Source organism: Aeromonas sp. DNP9 (assembly GCF_001728955.1).
In the GTDB taxonomy this organism is placed as follows: domain Bacteria; phylum Pseudomonadota; class Gammaproteobacteria; order Enterobacterales; family Aeromonadaceae; genus Aeromonas; species Aeromonas veronii.
The window spans coordinates 1-20280 of the sequence record NZ_LYSQ01000001.1 but is presented as its reverse complement, the minus strand read 5'-3'; the positions used below and the strand labels follow the sequence as shown (position 1 = coordinate 20280).

Here is a 20280-nt window from a genome sequence, read left to right as displayed (position 1 = left end):
ATGCGGGGGGCATAGCGCCCCCCAACATGATCAATAGAGGGACTCAGGCAAGCTGAACTGGCTGAACAGGCCGCCGGTGAAGGGGTTCTGGGCGCTGTCGGTATAGACCCGATAGGTCATGGCACCCTGATCCACCGGGAAGCGCACATCAAAGGTGGCCTCGTTGACCTGAGTCAGCTCTCCCTTGTCCATCAGGCGGAACATGGCCCAGGGACCGACAAAGCCCTCGCTGCGCGGTGAACGTTCGCGGGCAGCCGGTACCAGGGTGATCTTGCTCTCGGCCCCGTCGCGCATGGTGTTTGGCCACACCAGCGGGATCTTGTTGCGACGGCCGTGGGCATACTCCAGCAACTGGCCATCCAGGTTGAGCACACTGCGCCGCTTGTTGGCGGTGAGTTCGATGGGCTCGAGGGCAAATTGCACCTCCAGATTGCCCTGCTGGCTGAAGAAGATCTGGCGGATCCGCGCAGCGCGATCCAGCTGTTTGATAAGCTCGGCCTGGATGGGTGAGCTCAGTTCCCCCTCCATCAAGCCCCCCTCCACCATGGGTTTCAGGTTGACCTGATAGAAGCTGTCCAGGGTGCCACCGGGGGCAAAGAAGCGCTCCATCTCGGAGAGCGGCACATCCTTGGCAGAGCCTGGGTTGAACGGATAGCGATCCGCCAATTGGCTGTTGAACGGTGCCAGCACCTTCGCCTGCCACTCCTGATTGAGGGATGACATCGCCAGATCAATCACCAGTTGCGAGCTCTGATCCGCCAGTTGACCCACCCAGCGATTGAGCGGCTCGGGCAGACCACGAGCATACTGCTGCAATGCAAAGACCGGATCGGCGTATTTGTTGGTCAAACGCAGTTGCACCGCCTTGAGGGCTGACTGTCCCGGCTCGGTGGCATTGACGATCAGCTCCATATAGTGCTGCAGCTCAATCAGCTTCTGGTTCACTTCCGAAATGAGCGGCCCCTGTTCCCCACGGCCAGTCAAGACGCCATTGGTGGCCATAAAGGGGCGACCGATCCGGGCAGTGATCGCCTGCGCCGGATCTCCTTCCGCATCGGAGATCTTGCGAATACGGGTGTTGTCATCCAGCGCAGCGAGCACCCGCTGGAATGGTTGGTCGTTGCCGGTGATGGCCGAGAGTACATCGAGCGCCTGCTCGGGGCTGGCAAGGGTCTGCACATCCAGATTGGTCAGCAATTTTTGCCACTGGTTGACGTAATCAGTGACATAGCGATCGTTGACCTGACGGGTGATCTCCTTGCGATCCGCCTCGCTCAACTGGCTCAGCTTGCGCTGGCCCAGCACCCAGGCATCCATGGCGGTGAGATCGATCAGCGCTTTGTCCTGTTTGAGGAAGAAATCACTGAACCCGGGCCAGGTCAGCAAACGCGGCACCTGACCTGCACTCTCGTTGCGCAGGGCAAACACGGTGTCGAAGGTGGGGCCCACCTCGTCACGGACATTGAGATCCGGCGGCAACACATCACCCGCCTTCACCACCAGATTCTGATAGACCCGCTGATACATGGGCAATTTGCCCAGTTCACGCTGGGCGCCATACACCGGCTCCTTGAATGGCACAAATGCCGTGATGGCGGCCTGATCCCGAGCGGCACGAGCAGCGTGCCAGTCGGTGTGATCGAGGGCATAGTCAAGATGCCCCATCAACTGCTCCTGCACCGCCCCCTGCCCCGGGAACGCTTTCTGCCATCGGCTGGTCATATACTGCTCCACCAGCTCCTTGTTGCGACCGGAGGCGTCATCGAGCATCCGCATCACCCGCAGGATGGAGAGCTTCTCCTCGCTGCCAGCCGGTGCACGGTTGAGATCCTCCAGCAGTCCCTGCATCTGGGCAGGCAGGAAACGCAGCCCCAGCAGTTGCAAATAGGAGCCTTCCACATAGGGGCCAATCTCATCCCCCTGATAGAGACCAAGGTCTGCCACCAGCGGCATCCGTTCGCGGTAGTTGCCAAAAGAGAGGGTTGCCTCGCGAATAAGGTTGAGACGTGGCAACTGGCTGACACCGAAGGCATGTTCATCAGCGACCTCGTTGGTCTCGGTGAACGCTTGCGCCTTGGTCAGTACATTGCGCCCCGCCTCCTCATTGACTCGGTAGAAGTAGTGCCAACCACCGATCAGGGCCGCAGAGAAGAGCGACAGGCAACTCAGGCCAATGGCCATCCGGCGACGACGATAGAGGGTATGCAGCCGGTTTTCTCCGGCCAGATGGGCCTCGGGGAAGATGATCGAAGAGAACAACTTGCGCACAAAATAGGTGTTGGACTCCCCGCGCAGGGCGGAGTGAATCGGCTCGGGCAAGCTGTAACGCCGGGAAGCGGCCTGAGCAAAGGCATCGAACGGGACACCTTGCTGATAGACGGAGCTGATATAGACGCCACGCACCAGCAGTGGTTTGCTCTCTTCAATGGTCAGGGTTTCATCGAGCAGGCTGGTCACATAATCCTTGAGACCCGCCAATTGACGAACAAACGAGAAGAGGGCGTTGCGCTGGGCGGCATCGAGCCGGGCCAGCATCATCTCCGGCAAATTGCGGTTGAGATTGTCGACCCACTGATCCCAGAACAGCGCCAGATCCTGCTGCCAGGATTTGCCCTGACTGCTACCGGGGTGGAAGGTTACCCCCAGCACGGCATCACGGGCTTCTTTATCCAGCTGCTCATAGACCACATCAAAGCCGCGCAGCATATCGAGTTTGGTGAAGGTGACATAGAGTGGCAGCCGGGTATTCATGGTGGCCGACACCTCTTGCAACCGGGCACGCATCAGCTGGGCATACGCCTTGCGCTCGGCCACACTGGCCGCGGACAGCCATGCCAAATCAACAGTCAGTACCAGACCATTAAGGGGCTGACGACGACGGTGCTCGTTGAGCCAGTTCAGCAGATGCAACCAGAGCCGCTCATGCTTGCGAGCTTGCGGATCCAGCTCGGGCTCGGCTTGTGACAACAGCGCGCCGGCCGGATCCAGCATCACGGCTTGCTCCCCCAGCCAGCAATCGACCAGCTGGCCTTGCGCCACGTCCCGCAGTTCGGTATCCAGTCTGGGATTGAGCTTGTTGGCCGGATTGGCACGGTGGATCAGGCTGCTCTTGCCGCTGCCGGGCAGACCCAGCACCAGATACCATGGCATGGCGTAGAGCGCCCCCTTGCCAAGGTGTTCATTCAAGGCTTGCAACCAACGATTGAGGAACTGCGCCTGTTTGTCGATGAGCCCTTTGACCGGATCCTGTTCCAGCAGCACCTCATGCTGGCGCTCGGCCTTGAGCTGCTTCATCTTGCGCCATACCCGCCAGGAGAGTACCCCCAGCAGCAACCAGAGCCAGAGCAGGGTAAACACCACCCGCCCCCACAAGGGCTCGAATGGCTTGGCATCACGGATCTCGATGCGAGGCCCCAGCCACCACGCCAGGATCAGGGCTACAACCCACAGCACCACACCGAGCAGGGGCCAGGAGGGTTTCAGTTTCGGCAGCTGTTGCCGCAGAAAGGTAAAGATGGTTTTGAACATAAAATGTGATCCAACTCCGACTCAATGACTCATTTCGGCACTTATTTCGGCAAATGGGTGACATAGGGGGCCAGGCGGCTGACCAACCCGGGCTCCCACTGAGACAACCCGAGGCGATCTGCCTCTTGCCACAAGTGTTGATATTGCTGGCGCGCAAGCGCCTCCATGCCTTCCTGCTCCAACAACTCCGCCTGCACCAGCAAGGCATGGAAGCGGGCTCTTGGCTCTTTAATCTGTGCCATCCGCTCATCAAGCAGGACGAGCGCGGCGGCAATCCCCTGCTCCCCATGACGCAAGGCGACCTCCTCGGCCAGCTCGGCCTGTCCGCTGCTGCCCCCACTGCTCTTGGCAGGCTGCAACCAGCGGCTGCACTCGGGGGAGAGAAACGGGGAACCATCGCTGAAGGTGAGATCCCGCAGCGCTGGCAGGCGCTGCAAAAACGCATCCAGCTCCGCCATGATCGCCTGCGCCACCGCGCCATATCCCAGCTTCTGGGCCACCTCGGCCGAGAGCCTGTGCCCCTCGAACCAGTAAGGGGCCAGCGTCAGGCTCTGCTCGATGCGCTGCCAAAGCGCCAGATCTGGCGTGCCCATGGCTGCGCGATACTCATCCACCATGTCTGCCGACATGGAGGCCAGCTGGGTTTTATTCCCCTGCGCCGTTATCGGCGGGGTGGTGATGCTGGCCCAGATGGCATGACGACGCAGCCGATAGCCGATAGCCACCTCTGGCTGGCGCTCAATCAGCAGCTCCGCCACCTTGAGCTGGGTCTGTCGCCATGCCCGATCGTTGGAGCTATCAATCTCGACCCCGGAGCCCTTGCTGCTGCCACTGAGCACCATGGTACCCACCATGCCACTCGCACTGGCGGTGGCTGCAGCAGCGCTGCTTGCTGGTTGACCTCCGGCATCTGCCTGGGCCTGGGCAACCTGTTGTCGCTGGGCCCGCTTCAACCCCATCACCAGAGGATCCAGAAGTTCCCCCTTGTCAGGGCACTGGGCCAGCCAGACGGCCTCCAGCTGTTCTGCCTGCGCCAGCAACTGCGCCAGCTCGGCTGCCGAGGCGCTCTCGCTCACCCTCGGCAGGGCCCCCTCGAAGCGCTTGATGATCTGCACCATCAATCGCTGCTTCTGGGTCGCATTCCCGGGCCAGGCCAACAGCCAGTAAGCCTTGATCCAGACTTCCAGCAAGCTCAGCGCAGCGCCCATCGGGGTCGCCTTGGCGGGGTGCTGCAGGCAGCGCAAAAGCTGTGCCAGCACCCGCATATCCTTGGTGCGGCTCTCCAGCAACCCCAGACAGGCTTCGGCGACCGCATTGAGATCGACCTGGCTGTGGGCAAGGGAGCCCAACTTGACCAGCTCGGTCTCCACATAGTCCCAGCGAGGCTCATCGGCCAGCACGGCCCCTTTGATCTGTGCATCCGGCAAGCTGGTGAGCAGACGGCTACACCAGGGGTGTTGATAGCTCATCTTCCCCCCTACCAGCGACACTGTTGGCGCACCGGTATCAGCGCCTCTTTCAGGCCGCTGAGATCGACCCGCAGCAAGGCGCCGTTGGCCGCCTGAACCTGCAATTCACGATGACCGATCCAGCGCTTGAGCTCCTCTATGGCGGGCAGACCGCGGCCATATTCGAGCAGCCATCCCTGATCCCGGATAAACCAGCTCTGACTGCTGCGAGTTGCTTGTCCATCCAGCGCGACCGCGACACTCTCCCCTCGCCACGGCGCATCCAGCCGCAAGCGAATATGGGTGATGCTGTTGACGCAACCAATCGCCAGGGTGGCACCGCGCAGGGCCGGACGGGTCAATACCGCCGTGCCGCTCTCCTCATCCTGTCGCAACAGGAAGGGTGAGCTATCCGGCACGCGGGCCAACTCCTGATCCGCTATCGCCAGCCAGGCCGGAGACTTGGTACTCTCCTTGTTGCCTGATGGCGTCGCCTCATTGCCAAGGGCGTCATAGCAGGCGAGCCGGATCAGAGGGGATGGCTCGCGACGACACGCTTGCCACGCCGCCATATCGAGGGGAGGCATCGCATTGCCGGTCGCCAGCAGCAGGGGCAACAAACCCATGATGCTCATCAGTTCACCTCCAGTTTCTGGCACTTGTGATCCAGGGTGCGCTTGGGAATATTGAGGCTCTCGGCCACCAGCATGCGATTGCCCTGAAAGTAGCGCAGGCGCGCTTCAATCACCGATGCCTCGTACTGCTGCATGGCACGGCGCAGATCGCGGATATGGTTGTAATCGTCCAGCGCATCGGGCAATTCGGCACAGACCCGATCCCGCAGCTCCGGCGGCAAGGCGCCAAGCCCCACCTCTTCACCATGACGGGTGTGGGCACAGGCCACCTCCAGCAGATTGCGCAGTTCGCGCACGTTGCCGGGGAAGTCGTAACTTTGCAGTTGCTTGAGGAACTTGCGCTGCAAACCAGCCAGTCCCTTGTCATCCTGCGCGGCAAACTGGGCCATGAAGTGTTGGCAGAGCAGCGGCACATCCTCGATATGTTCGCGCAAGGGGGCGATCAGCAGCAGACACTGGCAGAGACGGTGGTAGAGGTCGGCACGGAACCGCCCCTCCTCCACATGGCGGGTCAGCGGCTGATGAGTGGCCGCGATGAGGCGAAAATCGGAGTGATACTCCTGCTCTGCCCCAAGCGGCCGGTAGCTGCGGGTCTCCAGCACCCGTAGCAGCTTGGCCTGCATGGCGGCGGGCATATCGCCCACTTCGTCGAGAAACAGGGTGCCACCATTGGCCTGCGCCACCAGCCCGGTCTTGTTGGAGAGGGCGCCGGAGAAGGCCCCCTTCTGATAACCGAACAGCTCGCTCTCGATGAGATTCTCGGGGATGGCGGCACAGTTGATGGCGACGAACGGTTTGGCGGCGCGCTCGGAGCACTGGTGCACCAAGCGGGCGACCACCTCCTTGCCACTGCCGGTCTCCCCTTGAATAAGCACGGTCAGCTTGTGCTGGCCCGCTTGGGCGATCTGCTCGCGCAAGCCGCGGATCACCGCCGACTGGCCAACCAGCTGATCCCCCAGCAACTTCTCGTGCTGGCGCTGGCGCTCCCCCTCGCCCTTGATCTGACGCAGGGAGTCGCGCAGCACGTTCTGATCCCGGCGGCTACGCCCCAGATCGCGGATCAGAGTGAGCTGGTTACAAAAGACCTGCGCCAGACTGGCCAGCTCGGGGCGAGCCGCCCACTCCTGCAACACATCGCCGCTGTCCATCATCGCCAGCACGGCAAACGGCTTGCCGTTGCCATCATTGAGAGGAAAGGCGTGCAGGCCGCACTGCTGGCCAAGGTTGGCCAGCAGTGCGCGAAAACCGGCGTGCTCAATGCGGGCACCGCCATGGAGGGAATCCCAGGTGCGGGATTGCGCCTTGTGCAGCACATAGGCGAGTGGATGAGAGAAATCATCCACCGCCAGCGCCAACGCAACCTCCTGCCCCTTGACCCACCCTTTGCACTCCAGCTGGCGGCCGCTCACGTCCAGCATGCCAAGCAGCAGTCCTTTGGGCTGGAAGCTGGCATGGAGGGTCGAACTCCACCAGTGGCAGAGATGTTGTTCATCCCGTTGCGAGGTGAGCGCGAGGGCGAATGCGAGGGCTTGCTCCATGGTCAGCCCTCCACCTCGGCCACAAACTGGTGATCGGCCACCGAGAAGCGTACCCGGTTGATGGGCTCACCGGCCGAGAGGCGCTGCAACAGTTGCAGGGAAACCGGCGGCAACAGGGCTCCATCAATGACGGACTCCAGCATCCGCGCGCCATTCTCGCTGCGGTTGGCCCGCAGCAAGATCTCCTCGGCCACCTCGCTCTCCAGCACCACATCGGCACCGAAACGCTCCTTGAGCAGCTTGACCAGCCGGTTGAGTTTGCCACCGACGATCTGCACCAGGGTGTCGTGACCGAGCGGCAGATAGGGGATCACCTCCATCCGCGCCAGCAGGGCCGGTTTGAAGAAGGCAGCCAGCTCCGGATAGAGTGCATCCAGCAGGTCATCAGGCTGCTCAGCATGATCGACGATGGTCTGGAAACCCAGGTTGGAGGTGAGGAAAAAGACCACGTTCTTGCAGTCGATGATCCGCCCTTCCCCATCGGCCAGCTCGCCCTTGTCGAACGCCTGATAGAAGAGGTTGAGCACGTCAGGATGGGCTTTTTCCACCTCATCCAGCAGCACCACCGAGTAGGGTTTCTGCCGAATGGCTTCGGTCAGCACGCCACCCTCGCCAAAGCCGACATAGCCGGGAGGCGAACCGATCAGACGGGAGACGGTGTGCTTCTCCTGATACTCGGACATGTTGATGGTGGTCAGATACTGGCGACCGCCAAACATCAGCTCGGCAATCTGCAACACGGTTTCGGTCTTGCCAACCCCGCTTGGTCCCACCAGCAGGAAGGCCCCCAGCGGACGACCTGGACGACGAAGGTCGGCGCGGGCGGTCAGCAGGTGCTTGTGCAGATGGGCCACCGCCACATCCTGCCCCTTGATGAGCTCGCCAAGGTACTCCGGCAGACGGGTCACCACATCGAGCTCCCCTTGGGAGATGCGATTAAGCGGCACTCCGGTCCACTCGGCGATCACCGCTGCGATCTGGGTCTTGTCGACATGTGCAGAGACCAGCACCTCACCCTGTTGCAGCTCGGCCAGCTCGCGCTCGAGCCCGGCCAGCTGCTCGGCAGCCGCTTGCGGATCGAGCGGCGCATCGGCGAGATCCAGCGCTTCTCTGGCCAGCATTTCATCCTGCTGATCGGCCAGCAGTGCGGCACGCAGCTCGACAATCCGATGCACCAATCCCTGCTGTTGCTGCCACTGTGCTTCCTGCTCACGCAGAGTGTCACTGCAGGTCTGCTGGGCCGCTTCCAGTTTTGTGAGTCGCTCATCGTTGTCACCCAGACCGATCAGACTCTGGCGCTCCAGCTGACGGATCTCCAGCTCACGCTGGCGCAGTTCATTTTGCAAATGGCTGACGGCGCGCGGTGGCGTGGTGAGGTTGATGGCCACCCGGGCACAGGCGGTATCGAGTACGTCGATCGCCTTGTCCGGCAGTTGACGACCGGAGATGTAACGGGCGGAGAGCTGGGCGGCGGCTTGCAGCGCTTCCTCATCGATCAGCACCCCGTGGGCCTTTTCGTAGATGCTGCGCAGGCCACGCAGGATCACGGTGGCTTCATCTGCATTAGGCTCACCCACTTTCACCAACTGGAAACGGCGCGACAGGGCGGCATCTTTTTCCACGTACTTCTTGTACTCGCCCCAGGTGGTGGCGGCGATGGTGCGCAGCTCGCCACGGGCCAGCGCAGGTTTGATGAGGTTGGAGACATCCAGCCCCCCCGCCTGATTGCCCGCCCCGATCAGTGTGTGTGCCTCGTCGATAAAGAGGATGACCGGACGCACCGACTCCTTGACCTCCTGCATCACCCCCTTGAAACGTTTCTCGAACTCCCCCTTGACCGAGGCTCCGGCCTGCATGGCGCCAAGATCCAGGGTCATCAGCTCCACATCGCGCAATTTTTCCGGCACCTGGCCTGCGACGATGCGCAGCGCCAACCCTTCGATCAGGGCGCTCTTGCCGACACCGGCCTCCCCCACCACGATGGGGTTGTTTTTGCGGCGACGGGAGAGGATGTCGATCATCAGATCAATCTCGTGATCCCGGCAGAGTACCGGATCCAGGGTTCCCTGACGGGCCTGTTCGGTGACGTTGACAGTAAAGCGGGCCAGCAGGCTGGCATCGGCGGGCAGCGCGGTCTGAGTAGAAGTACCGTTGGCAGAAACTGTCACTTGGGTCTCGGCAGACTCTTTCACCCACTCGTCGAACTGCTGGCGCAGCAGCTCGCGATTGATGTTGGCAAGCAAACGGGTCACCGAGCCCGGCAGGTAACGCTGGGGAGTCATCAGCAGCACCAGCAGCATGACGCCGCTGCGCAGTTGGCCATGTTGCAGCTCGGCAGAGGCGAGCAGCCAGCTGTCTTGCAGCCACTCCACCAATAGCGGCGAGAAGGAGGGATAACCCTGACCATAGCCGTTATCGGCCGCCGAGGGTTGCAGCAGGCTCTTTAACTCTTCAACCTCAACTTCGGCCCGTTTGAGGATCTGGCGTACATCGCTGAGGGGGGTCTCCAGCATCTTCAGCAGCAGGTGCTCGATGCGGATCTCGGCGCCCTGATGATTGACACAGAGGGCCGCGGCCTCCTCCAGCATGTGACGGCAGATAGGGTTGAGTCTTTCCACCAGTACCGGTAGCTCTATACGAATCAAGGCGTGCTCTCCTTAAGTATTTATTTTAATAATTCGCCCAGTTGACGCAGTACGTCCTGGGTCTGGTTATTGAGTTGGTGGTGATAGAGGCCAAAGATGATGGCCAGGATCAGCGCGCCGCCCATAAACAGGGTGCGCAGGGAGACTTGCTTGCGCAGCTGGTAGCGAGACGCCTGCTGACCGAGATCGAGATGAAACACGCTGGGTGCCTCACCGCCACGTTCGAGTGACAACTGTTTGTGCAATTGCTTGACGATCCGTTCAAACTCGTCACGGCCCTGGCTCATCACCTTGTAGCGACCCTCAAAACCGAGGCAGAGGCAGAGATAGATGAACTCCAGGATGTCGCGATAGCGCACCGGATCTTCCTGCAGACGCGACAACAGCACGAATACCTTCTCGCCCCCCCAGGTCTCGTTGTGAAACCTGGCCAGCAGGGAGTGTTGGGACCATTCGCTCTGGCTGCCCCAATCGCGCCCCATCACCGCCTCATCGATAAAAGTACAGAGGATGTAGCGAAACGAGAGGACGACGCCATTCTCGTAACCCTGCGCCATCAACTCCTGCTCGATGGCCTGGATCTCGGTCACCACCCGTTGATAAAGCTCGGGCACCCGGTCGTAGCGCGACAACAGACGCACCCGCTGTACCAGCCCCAGCAGCGGGGTCACCGCATCGATCATCGGGTTGATGCTCTGGCCACGCAGGCGGAACCAGTAGTCCGAATCCATGTCCAGCTGCTCGGCGTGATCGAACAGCAGGTCGCTCAGTTGCTCGTTGTTGATAATGTCCGTGGTCATCTCTGCTTGTTTCCTTGATGCGATCACTGGCTACGGATGGCCCAGAGCTGCATGTCGAGCTCGGGGAAATCGCCGGCAATGTGGAAGGCTAGCGTGTTGCTGACCGCCAGCATCTGCCAGGCTGGGCTCTGACGGTCGAGCTGGAAGTAGCTGTAACCGGCGTGATAGGGCAACTGGCGCGGCGCCACCGGCAGCGGCAACAGCGGGATACCGGGCAGCTGCAGGCTGATGAGTTCGCGGATCTTGTCGCTCGACGCCACCTTGGTCTGCTGCAGCAACTGTTTGCGCAGCTGCTCCTGCGGCATGCGGGCACGCACTGCCAGCACGAAATCGGCGCTTTGCATCAACTCGCTCTCGTTGACCATGGCTACCATGATGCCGTACTGGTGCTTGCGCAGCTGGATGGAGACGGCGCGCGGCGACAGCACGGTACTGAGTGCCTGACGCAGGGCCAGCATCACCGGCTCGAAGCTCACCTGCTGATCGTCATGACGATAGGCGGGGAACTCAGGCGGCAGACGGGACTCGTCGGTAAAGGTCATCAACTCGCCACAAAGCTGCACCAGCGCCTCGTGCAACCGCTCGGGGTGCAGGGTGCCAAGACGCGCCAGATGGGAGAGCTGGGGCTGAGCCCGGTTGAGCAGTTGCAGCATCATGAACTCGGCCACATCGGCCACCCCCTGCTGTCCCGGCGCAGCGATGCGCTGGGAGAGGCTGCGAGCCCGCTCGGCCACGAGGCCAGCCGATTCGCCAAGGAAGCGCTTGAGGGTCGGAATGGCAGAGACACTGATGCTGCAAGGCATGAAGTTGGGATCCAGCACCAGACCGCCATCCGGGCGCTTGTCCAGAATGCGGGCGATGGCGAGGGACGCGTAGGCGCTGCGGTCTTCCCGCTCCAGCATCAACCGCAAGCTGACCCGACCCACTTCGAGGGAAACCACGTCCCCCCCTTCACTGTGCAGATCCCGCACGTCGTGGCGATGAGCCTGCAAGCGGGTGGCGACCTGCCCCCCCTGATTGACCTCGTTGACCCCGCTCACCGAGAGCGGCAGCGCCAGATAGACCTTCTGGTTGGCCACCGAGGCATCGGTGATCTCCAGCGGGGTCGGCAGCACATCATCGTTCGGGATGTTGAAGACGGTGCCGTCCGGCAGAATACCGGTGGCTCCCACCAGCGCGATGCGGCCAAAGCCGAGGTAATCCTCGTTGATGGAGAGCGACTGCAACCCGTAGAAATAGTCGGACAGCGCGCTCAAACGCGCGTGCAGCGCGTAATCTGAATGTCTCTGTTGTTGCTGGAAGTGCTGGGGCTTGATAAAGAGCCCTTCACGCCAGATAACCCGATTTCGACTCGACATGATTATTCTTCTTCTTTTTGTAGTTCCACTTCATCCAGGCGCAGGTGCACCAGAATTTGATAGGCCGTTCCCTTGCTCTTGATCTTGATGACCTTGCGCCACTCGGCGCTGTCCGGATCGGCGTACCGTGCAATCACGCCGATGTAACGGGTCTTCTCGTCAAGCTTGACGGGGGGCAGGTATTTGAACTGGCCGGGCAGCAGGGTGTAGTCCTGATGATCCAGGTAGTTCTTGCCAAGGGCCTTCTCTACATCCGCCGTCACCTGGTCATAGTCAGTAGCGAGCAGCTTGGAATCTTCAGCCAGCAGCACCACCTGAAACTCGATGGGTGCCGCCTCCCCGCTCTCGTTGGGGTTGACATCAGGCTCTGCCAACAGGCTGAGCCCCAGGGTGGAGGGCTGGTCATCGTTGCTCCCCACCTGGATATCCGGGTTCATGGCCACATCGGCCATCTTGCCCATGGTGGTACAACCGGCCAGGGCCAGCAGACAGGCCCCAAACCACAGTGCACGTATCATCAAATCAGTCCCTGTTGCTGACGCACGGCCTGGTCATACGCCTGGGCGTAGACCTGATGGAACAGCTTGTCGAACCCCTGCTGACGGGCGGAGGTGAGCTCGCGGTAGTAGTGCTGGTACATGTTCCAGGCCCAGCCTTCATCGGCCACACCCGGGGTACCGGTACGACGGTAGTGCTCGAAACGGCCGAGCAACGCCTCGGGCGAGAAGGCTTGCAGGATGCTGTCGAGCGCAGCGCCAATAGCCTGCTGGTTCGCCACGTGGTGAATGCGTACATTGCGCAGACTCTCGGCCACCGCAGCAGGCGCGGTCAGGTGCACCGGGCTCTTCTGCTCGGCAAACATCACCGCCAGCGTCTCGTCATAATCGAGACCAAGGCGCAGCGGGTTGTCCTCGATGGGGCGCAGGTGCTTGTCTGCCAGCGCAGCCTGATCGCTTTGCAGTTGCAGCAACCCCTCCACCATGGCACGCACGGTCTTGCCCATCTCTTCGAGCATGTCGTGGGCTTGCTGGGTGTCTTGCAACTGCAACGGCTGGCCAAGACCACGCATCAGCGGAGTCAGGGCGACGTGATCAACGCCCTCCAGTGGCTGGAAGTCGGGGTGGTTCTCGATGGTGGGCATATCCAGAAATTCTTGGTTCATGGTGTTCTCGACGGCTGAAAATGGAGCGAGGGATACGGTGTCCATATCCGGTTGAAACTGCGGTTGAGCCTGCAGGCGAGCATCCACCAACGGACTCGGGGCCGCACGCTCCTGCTGCAATGCCAGCAGGGGGTCGACCCCCAGGGCTTGTGGATCGTCCAGGGTCTGGGGGTGGCGAGGATCGCTGGCCAGCCACTCATCAAGCTGCTCGGTCGGACGGTTGCCCAGCACCTGCTGCAAACTCTGCTCGGGGGAGATGGCACCGAGATAGGCTCTCAGGCGAAAAGGGCCGACAATCAGCTCGTCACCCTGCTCGAGGTTGACCTTGCGAGCCCGCCCGATGGGCGAGGTTGCACCATTGATGTAGGTCTGGCCACTGAGATCGCACAGGCAGAAACGACCGTCATTGAGCTCGACGCGGGCATGGGCTGGCATCACCGCCCCCAACCTGTCTCGCAGTTGCCAGTCATCCTGTTCGGAGGAGCCCAGGGTTCCCCCCATCTCGTCGAAGCGATATTGCACCTGCTGGCTGCCGTCGAGCTGCTCGCTGTTGAGCACCACCAGAGATAGTTGCTGGTTAAAGTCGTCCACATTCACTCCTGCACGTATTCCTACACTGAATTTCTGTGCTTATTCCTGTACACAGATTGTCACGAACGGGTCACTCGGCGGTTGGCCGAGAAAGGTACTCCACCCCAGACGGGCACTCTGCTCCTCCCCCAATCTCAGCCCCTTGGCCTGCTCCTGGCCGAAGCCAAGCCGCAGATCCCAAGCCAGCTGATCGCGCAAGATGAAGGAGACAAAGGTCACCAGGGCGTGGAAATGCTCCCCGTTCGGGAGAAATCCGAGAAACTGGCTAAAACTCAGATCATTGATTTTCAATAAAAACTTGCCGGCACAATCATTAACCTTGTCACCGATGACGAAGTCGTGCCCCAGAGTGGCGCAAGCACCGCCCAAGCGGTTTTGCTGCTCCGGATGGATCGGCACCTTGCGCCACTGCCAGGCACTCACTTCCACATCCGCCAGATCGAAGCAGTGGGCCACGAGACCGGCAACCACCTCTGGAGAGCGGCTGGGGCTGGCCAGCATGCCCGCATAGGAGAGCATCTTGGCGCGGTTGACCGGCAAACTCTGACAGACGGCATCGTTGCCAAGCCCCACCAACGCAAACATCAGACGGGAGAACCCATCCTCACCGTCATCCTGAAAACGGACGTGGTAGCGATACTTGCGCCAGATCCGGTGCAGCAGGGTCAGCAGGCGGTGGTGGAAGAAATCCAGGAAAAGACCGAGCTTCTGTTCCCCCTGGGCGTACTCCCACGCCAGCGAGTCGAGGTAATACCCCGGCATCGGCGACTGGCTGCCGTGCAGACCCAGAAAGGCCACTTCCAGCTCGTGGCGCCCCTTCTCGTCGCGGCCAATTTGCAGCACGTCGCTGGTGGGAAACCCCAGCGATGCAGTCGCCTTGAAACGAATATTTTCGTCACTCGGCAGGTGGTCGAGACCACGCTCCTGATCGGCACCGTCCAGCCGGTTGAGCAGCTCAACCAGCTGGAAGAAATTGAAACGGGGCGCCTCGTTGGCGGCACTCACATCAGGGAGTGCTGACCGATCTGGACTGGCCACTGATAGCGCTCCTTGTTATCGAGATTGACCACCTCAAGCAGGTGGAAAGCGTTGACGCTGGCATAGAGCGAGAAGAAGTGGGCCAGCACGGTGCTGAAGAGATAAAGCTCCCCTTCGCTGCCAAAGGCGGACTGGCGGATGGAGAGCACCGACTTGAGCCCCCGCACCGGCATGCCGCGCACCAGCCTGTCCACCGGCTTGGTCTCGATCTCCTCGATCCCCGCCAGCCGCTTGCGCGACGCCTGCTCTGCCTGCTTGTCGTGCAAAGCGGGAAAGTCATAGGTACGCAGCACCTGCACCAAGGCATCCCGGCGCAGCAGAGAGACATAGTTGAGCGACAGGTTGGAAATCAGGGTCCAATGCAGGCTGCCATCGAGAGCCGGACGCAGTGGCCGGGTCGGCCGGATCAGGTTGCGGAAGGTAGCAAACGACGGTGAACTGCCGGTTGGCACGCAGATGCTGCCCACCTTGAGCCGGGCAGCACGGGAGCGGTTGGTGCAGGTGAGCGTCACCGAGATGGATTCATCCAGATCGACCGTAGTGGTTTCATCTCCCCGCACGAACGAGAGGCTGTGTTCGAAGCCATCACCGCTCACCGACTCTCGAACCCGCACCCGGTAATAGAGCGCCAGCCGCTGTTTGGCCCGCTCAATCTGATGCTGAAAACTTTCGAACGGCTGATAAATGCGTGGCGTACCGCGGGAGCGGCCCATATTGCCCTCAACCCAGCCTTCAACCTGATCTACCGAGAAAATTTCGAAACTGTCGGCATAGCGATAGCTCGCCTTGAGCGGGTATTCCGCCTGACGGCCGTTGAGATTGACCGGCTCGCTATCGTGCTGGAACAGGTTGATAGCCGGCACGCAGTTGAGCATGAAGGAGTCGGGACGGATCTTGAGTTCCGCCGGCAAGGGCCGGTCGAAACAGAAATGGATTTTGAATTCACTCACCGGCAGCGGCTGTTTGGGCCACTCACCACCGGAGAGTTCGAAGAAGAGAAAGCTCTCCGGAAAGCAGAAATACTCCTGCAGGATCCGGTAGCCGGAATAGACATTATTCGGATAGGGCAGCAGCGCATCGTCGCGCTCGAAGCCGACCGATTTGAGTGCCTTGGCCTCCTGACGAAAGCGCTTGCCGTCGATCTCCAGCTCGATATGGGAGAGCTGGTTGGAGAGCCAGAAGTAGAGCTCATACGCGGTGTAGCTGTCGCCACCGAGGAAAAAGCGCAGCTTGTCCAGCTGCAATTCGCTAAGTGGCAGGGGTGCATGCAGCGCAATATCGAGCGAGATAGTAGAGAGATCGTTGCCACTTTGCGCCGTTATCTGGCGCATTTCGGCCGGATAGACCCAGGCATCGTGACAGGTCTGAAAATGGCAGGTCACGTCGTCGATTGGCAGACTGTCCAGCTGGCAACCCTGCCTGACCAGTGCCGGTTGGGCAATGGCACCCGGAATGACCGAAAACTGCATGATGGTCATGCTGGGGACGGGGCGCAGATAGTTCGGCCAGAGCATATTGAGCAGACCGTGGGTCAGCTCTGGGAACTCGTCCTCGATTTTGGCGCGCAGGTTGCCCGTAAGAAACGCAAAGCCTTCCAGCAGGCGTTCCACATCAGGGTCGGTATTCTGCTCCGACAAAAAGCGGGTGAGTTCGGGATAGCTATCGGCAAATTCGCGCCCTTGCAGGCGCAAAAAAGCCAACTCATCCCTGAAGTAATGTTCCAGCGACATTGATCAGACCATGCGGTAGTGACGGTGACTGTCCATATGGACGTTGAACGAGGTAACTTGCTCGATATGCTCCAGCCGCACATGGGCCGTCACCTGAAACGACATCTCAAGCGGACTTGCCTGATAGTCGGGTGAACGGACATCCACATGGATGATCCGAGGTTCATAACGACGGATGCATTGCCGGATCGCCTCACGGATCCGTCCTTTGATATCCGCACTGCCCTGAGTGGCGTCATTGAGATCAATAACCCCCAAATCGGGTGCACTGCGGCAATTGCCGGGACGGGTGTTGAGGATCTGGTCGAGCTGCCGTTTGACAGAGTCGACCAATTCATCAACTTCCGAACGAGGGGAGGAGCCAAGCCCCTCCCCCCGGATACGATCAAACAGGCTGGCCGCATTTCCTCTATCCCAGGAAGAGAGATGCGGCATCGGGCCTTATTCCTTGTCCAGTCGACCTACCAGAGAGAGCTCGAAGCTCGCCCCCATGTACTTGAAGTGCGGGCGCACGGCCATGGCAACCTGGTACCAGCCCGGCTCCCCTTCCACATCCAGCACCTTGATCTGGGCGGCGCGCAGCGGACGACGGCTACGGACGTCTGCCGGCGGGTTCTCTTGGTCTGCAACGTACTGCTTGATCCAGCCGTTCAGTTCACGCTCCAGATCCTGACGCTCCTTCCAGGAGCCGATCTGCTCGCGCTGCAGCACTTTGATGTAGTGCGCCAGACGGTTGATGATGAACATGTAGGGCAGCTGGGTACCCAGCTTGTAGTTGGTCTCCGCTTCCTTGCCTTCCTTGGTGTTGGGGAACACCTTGGGTTTTTGCACCGAGTTGGCAGAGAAGAACGCCGCGTTGTCGCTGTCCTTGCGCATGGTCAGGGTGATGAAACCCTCTTCAGAGAGCTCATATTCGCGACGGTCGGTGATGAGCACTTCGGTCGGGATCTTTGCTTGCAGCTGACCCATGGCCTCATAGACGTGCACCGGCAGATCGTGAATGGCGCCACCACTTTGCGGGCCAATAATGTTCGGGCACCAACGGTACTTGGCGAAGCTGTCGGTCAGGGAAGTGCCCATCAAATAGGCTGTGTTGCCCCACAGGTAGTGATCGTGATCCGAGCTAATATCTTCCTGATAATTGAAACCCTTGATGGGGTTTTCAGTCGGGTCATAAGGCAGACGGGCCAGGAAACGTGGTGCAGTCAACCCCAGATAACGGGCATCTTCCGATTCGCGCAGGGAGCGCCATTTGGTGTAGGCCGGTCCTTCGAACACCGATTTCAGATCCTTGATGGAGGGCAGATCGGTAAAGCTGTCTACACCAAAAAAGGTCGGTGCAACGGAAGAGATGAAGGGGGCATGGGCCATGGCGCCGACCGCGCTGACATACTGCATCAGCTTGATATCGGGTCCGCTGTGGGTGAAGGCGTAATCACCGATCACAGCGCCCACCGGCTGACCACCAAACTGTCCATAACCGCTGGAGTAGGCATGCTTGTAGAGACCGGACTGGGTGATCTCTGGGGAAAACTCGAAATCTTCCAGCAGCTCTTCCTTGGTTGCGTGAAGCACCTGGACCTTGATGTTCTCGCGAAAATCGGTGCGATCCACCAGTAACTTCAGGGAGCGCCAGGAGGACTCCATTTCTTGCAGCTCTTTGGCATGCAGGATGACGTCCATCTGCTTGCCGAGCTTCTTGTCGAGCTCGACAATCATGCTGTCAACCAATGCCTTGTTGACCGGACTGCTGGCAGTACCGCTATCCAGAATGTTGGCGATCAGGGCTGCGACCCCCTGCTTGGCGACGCTGTAACCCTCATCAACCGGTGTGATGCGCGCTTGTGCCATGATTTCGTCCAGCAAAGAGGACGAGGAGGCTGCATTCACCCCCGCTTGAACCTGTTCTTCGACCAAAGACATGTTTGTTCCTTCTCGTTCAGTCAATACAACCCGCCGATCACTCGGCTGGCTTGATCAAATCCAGCTCTTTGAGCAACTGCTCACGAGCCTCATCACTGGATAGCAGATCCTGCAAACGATTACGGAAGGCAGGGATATTGCCGAGCGGCCCCTTCAGGGCAACCAGCGCCTCACGCAGTTCCAGCAGCTTACGCAGCTCGGGCACTTGCTGCGCCACATTGTCAGGAGTGAAGTCTTCCAAGGACTGGATTTTGATCGAAACCGGCAGCTCGTCCTGGCTGTTCTCTTCCAGACGATTTGGAACGGTGAAGTTCAGTTCCAATGCCGATTCTTTCATGACAGATGAGAAATTATTCTTGTCGATGGAGACAGTCTGACGCTCCTCGATCGGGGTATCTTCGGTACGGCCCTTCATATTGCCAACAACCATCATGGTCAACGGGAGTTCAATCTCCGCCTGTTGACCACCGGTTGCCGGTACATATTTGATATTTATACGTTCTTTGGGCGCGACTGTTGCGCCGTCAATTCCTTTTCCCATGCTCTAGTACCCGATTTGTAAGGTTTTATCATGAGAAGCAAAGCTTATAGCTAATATCATTAGCGGCAACTGTAATAAATGACAGTTGAACCAAACCAGACTTGACCCATCGAAATTAAAGATAAAAAAATGAATAAAGCCATTACTCTAATATGAAGGTAAGCATTAACTATTTACCTCAATGAAACCTGCGTCACACTTACCATAGCTGTCACAACAAAATTAATTTACGTTGATACAAATCAGGTTGCCACAACCAAAAAGAAGACAAAATCAATAACTTATGATCAAATTGCCATTTTTTGAATCGCGATAGACTTTATTAAATGAACTGAAGTCCATCCATAATCCAGTTAACCCTTCTTGGCCAAACTGATTTGCGACAACAGCTGACGCACTCTCGTTAAATGTTAACACATCTAACTCCCGCTCGGCGCGAGCATAAATAGCAAGAGAGAAAATGGCTACTTACCAATCCGTAGAGCCCTACTTGAAATTTACTTTTTCTGCATGACATCGTCGTCAATTACGTACTTAGATCCGTATAAATGACATAATAAAAATCCGCTACGTGCTATGGAATGGCCTTCTCACAGGTTAAAAATCCAGTCAAGCAACACACGAACATATACGCCAAAAGTTGTCGCTATAACTACATGGCGATATAAATCAAGTTACCATCAAGCTCATTATTGAGGATTACACAGGGTTGTTAGACGTCATTGTGCAGTGGTTGTAGTGGTCAACTAAATCCAGACACTTGGTTAGGCCGTTCTTCGGCTTTTGCTGGCGGTATCCCGTCATTGTGGTGATGTGGACGCCGCCAGTTGTAGTAATCCATCAGGTAATAACTGATATCCTGCTTCGCCTCCCGCACGCTCATATATCCCATAGCCGGGAGCCACTCTGACTTCAGGCTTCTGAACAACCGTTCCATCGGGGCGTTATCCCAGCAGTTGCCACGCCGACTCATACTCTGGGTCATGCGATAGCGCCACAGTCGTTGCCGAAATGCTCGGCCGCCATATTGGCTGCCCTGGTCAGAGTGAAACAGCACGCCTGACGGACAACCCCGCTGCTGATAGGCCATCTCCAGGGCTTTGATTGCCAATTCTGCATCAGGTTTATCAGACATCGCCCAGCCCACGACCCGCCGAGTGTGCAGGTCAAGCACCGCTGCCAGGTAATGCCAGCGACCACCGGCCCAGACGTAGGTGATATCCACACCACACCTGATTGGGTTGCTGGACATCAAATTCGCGGGCCAGCAGATTGGGTATGTCCGGTCGTTCAGACTGTGCCACCTGATAGCGATGAGCGCCCGGTTGCTTGGATACCAGGCC

Annotated in this window: 14 protein-coding genes and 1 pseudogene; all 15 read right to left on the bottom strand. The window is 59.3% G+C overall.

Annotation, left to right across the window (positions count from 1 at the left end; all coding sequences use genetic code 11):
- Positions 1-30 precede the first annotated feature (30 nt).
- Positions 31-3528, bottom strand: coding sequence for a type VI secretion system membrane subunit TssM (tssM, locus tag A9G06_RS00075; protein WP_069553866.1), 3498 nt, complete (start codon positions 3526-3528; stop codon positions 31-33).
- A gap of 41 nt (positions 3529-3569) precedes the next feature.
- Positions 3570-4997, bottom strand: a complete 1428-nt coding sequence (gene tssA / locus A9G06_RS00070; RefSeq protein ID WP_069553997.1) for a type VI secretion system protein TssA — start codon at positions 4995-4997, stop codon at positions 3570-3572.
- A gap of 8 nt (positions 4998-5005) precedes the next feature.
- On the bottom strand, positions 5006-5611 hold the full coding sequence (vasI, locus tag A9G06_RS00065; protein ID WP_069553865.1) for a type VI secretion system-associated protein VasI: 606 nt from the start codon (positions 5609-5611) through the stop codon (positions 5006-5008).
- Entirely contained in the window at positions 5611-7149 is a 1539-nt protein-coding gene (locus A9G06_RS00060) for a sigma-54-dependent Fis family transcriptional regulator (RefSeq protein WP_019444941.1), read from the bottom strand. The genes vasI and A9G06_RS00060 overlap by 1 nt, the downstream gene beginning before the upstream one ends.
- A 2-nt stretch (positions 7150-7151) precedes the next feature.
- On the bottom strand, positions 7152-9794 hold the full coding sequence (tssH, locus tag A9G06_RS00055; RefSeq protein ID WP_069553864.1) for a type VI secretion system ATPase TssH: 2643 nt from the start codon (positions 9792-9794) through the stop codon (positions 7152-7154).
- 20 nt (positions 9795-9814) lie between these two features.
- Positions 9815-10594 carry a type IVB secretion system protein IcmH/DotU gene (icmH, locus tag A9G06_RS00050; protein WP_019444943.1) on the bottom strand — a complete coding sequence of 260 codons (780 nt, stop codon included), beginning with the start codon at positions 10592-10594 and terminating at the stop codon, positions 9815-9817.
- Between the two features lie 23 nt (positions 10595-10617).
- Positions 10618-11952: a type VI secretion system baseplate subunit TssK gene (tssK, locus tag A9G06_RS00045; protein WP_069553863.1), complete on the bottom strand. Its 1335-nt coding sequence runs from the start codon at positions 11950-11952 to the stop codon at positions 10618-10620.
- Between the two features lie 2 nt (positions 11953-11954).
- Positions 11955-12470 (bottom strand): type VI secretion system lipoprotein TssJ, encoded by a 516-nt coding sequence (gene tssJ, locus A9G06_RS00040; RefSeq protein ID WP_058057355.1) that lies wholly within the window; start codon positions 12468-12470, stop codon positions 11955-11957.
- Complete coding sequence (tagH, locus tag A9G06_RS00035) at positions 12470-13705, bottom strand: type VI secretion system-associated FHA domain protein TagH (RefSeq protein ID WP_069553862.1); 1236 nt, start codon at positions 13703-13705, stop codon at positions 12470-12472. Before tagH ends, tssJ begins: the two co-directional genes overlap by 1 nt.
- 39 nt (positions 13706-13744) lie before the next feature.
- Complete coding sequence (gene tssG, locus A9G06_RS00030) at positions 13745-14743, bottom strand: type VI secretion system baseplate subunit TssG (RefSeq protein WP_042053054.1); 999 nt, start codon at positions 14741-14743, stop codon at positions 13745-13747.
- Entirely contained in the window at positions 14707-16473 is a 1767-nt protein-coding gene (gene tssF, locus A9G06_RS00025; RefSeq protein WP_019444948.1) for a type VI secretion system baseplate subunit TssF, read from the bottom strand. Before tssF ends, tssG begins: the two co-directional genes overlap by 37 nt.
- A 3-nt stretch (positions 16474-16476) precedes the next feature.
- Positions 16477-16908 (bottom strand): type VI secretion system baseplate subunit TssE, encoded by a 432-nt coding sequence (tssE, locus tag A9G06_RS00020; protein WP_005299981.1) that lies wholly within the window; start codon positions 16906-16908, stop codon positions 16477-16479.
- Positions 16909-16914: 6 nt separating this feature from the next.
- Positions 16915-18396 (bottom strand): type VI secretion system contractile sheath large subunit, encoded by a 1482-nt coding sequence (gene tssC, locus A9G06_RS00015; protein WP_069553861.1) that lies wholly within the window; start codon positions 18394-18396, stop codon positions 16915-16917.
- Between the two features lie 37 nt (positions 18397-18433).
- Positions 18434-18937, bottom strand: a complete 504-nt coding sequence (gene tssB, locus A9G06_RS00010) for a type VI secretion system contractile sheath small subunit (RefSeq protein ID WP_069553860.1) — start codon at positions 18935-18937, stop codon at positions 18434-18436.
- A 742-nt stretch (positions 18938-19679) separates the two neighbouring features.
- Positions 19680-20280, bottom strand: a pseudogene (locus A9G06_RS00005) (IS3 family transposase); the annotation flags it as partial.

What these genes read in the sequence shown, in the direction of transcription:
- tssM (WP_069553866.1), bottom strand. Translation starts at nt 3,528, where the DNA reads ATGTTCAAAACCATCTTTACCTTTCTGCGGCAACAGCTGCCGAAACTG.
- tssA (WP_069553997.1), bottom strand. Translation starts at nt 4,997, where the DNA reads ATGAGCTATCAACACCCCTGGTGTAGCCGTCTGCTCACCAGCTTGCCG.
- vasI (WP_069553865.1), bottom strand. Translation starts at nt 5,611, where the DNA reads ATGAGCATCATGGGTTTGTTGCCCCTGCTGCTGGCGACCGGCAATGCG.
- A9G06_RS00060 (WP_019444941.1), bottom strand. Translation starts at nt 7,149, where the DNA reads ATGGAGCAAGCCCTCGCATTCGCCCTCGCGCTCACCTCGCAACGGGAT.
- icmH (WP_019444943.1), bottom strand. Translation starts at nt 10,594, where the DNA reads ATGACCACGGACATTATCAACAACGAGCAACTGAGCGACCTGCTGTTC.
- tssK (WP_069553863.1), bottom strand. Translation starts at nt 11,952, where the DNA reads ATGTCGAGTCGAAATCGGGTTATCTGGCGTGAAGGGCTCTTTATCAAG.
- tssJ (WP_058057355.1), bottom strand. Translation starts at nt 12,470, where the DNA reads ATGATACGTGCACTGTGGTTTGGGGCCTGTCTGCTGGCCCTGGCCGGT.
- tssF (WP_019444948.1), bottom strand. Translation starts at nt 16,473, where the DNA reads ATGTCGCTGGAACATTACTTCAGGGATGAGTTGGCTTTTTTGCGCCTG.
- tssE (WP_005299981.1), bottom strand. Translation starts at nt 16,908, where the DNA reads ATGCCGCATCTCTCTTCCTGGGATAGAGGAAATGCGGCCAGCCTGTTT.
- tssC (WP_069553861.1), bottom strand. Translation starts at nt 18,396, where the DNA reads ATGTCTTTGGTCGAAGAACAGGTTCAAGCGGGGGTGAATGCAGCCTCC.
- tssB (WP_069553860.1), bottom strand. Translation starts at nt 18,937, where the DNA reads ATGGGAAAAGGAATTGACGGCGCAACAGTCGCGCCCAAAGAACGTATA.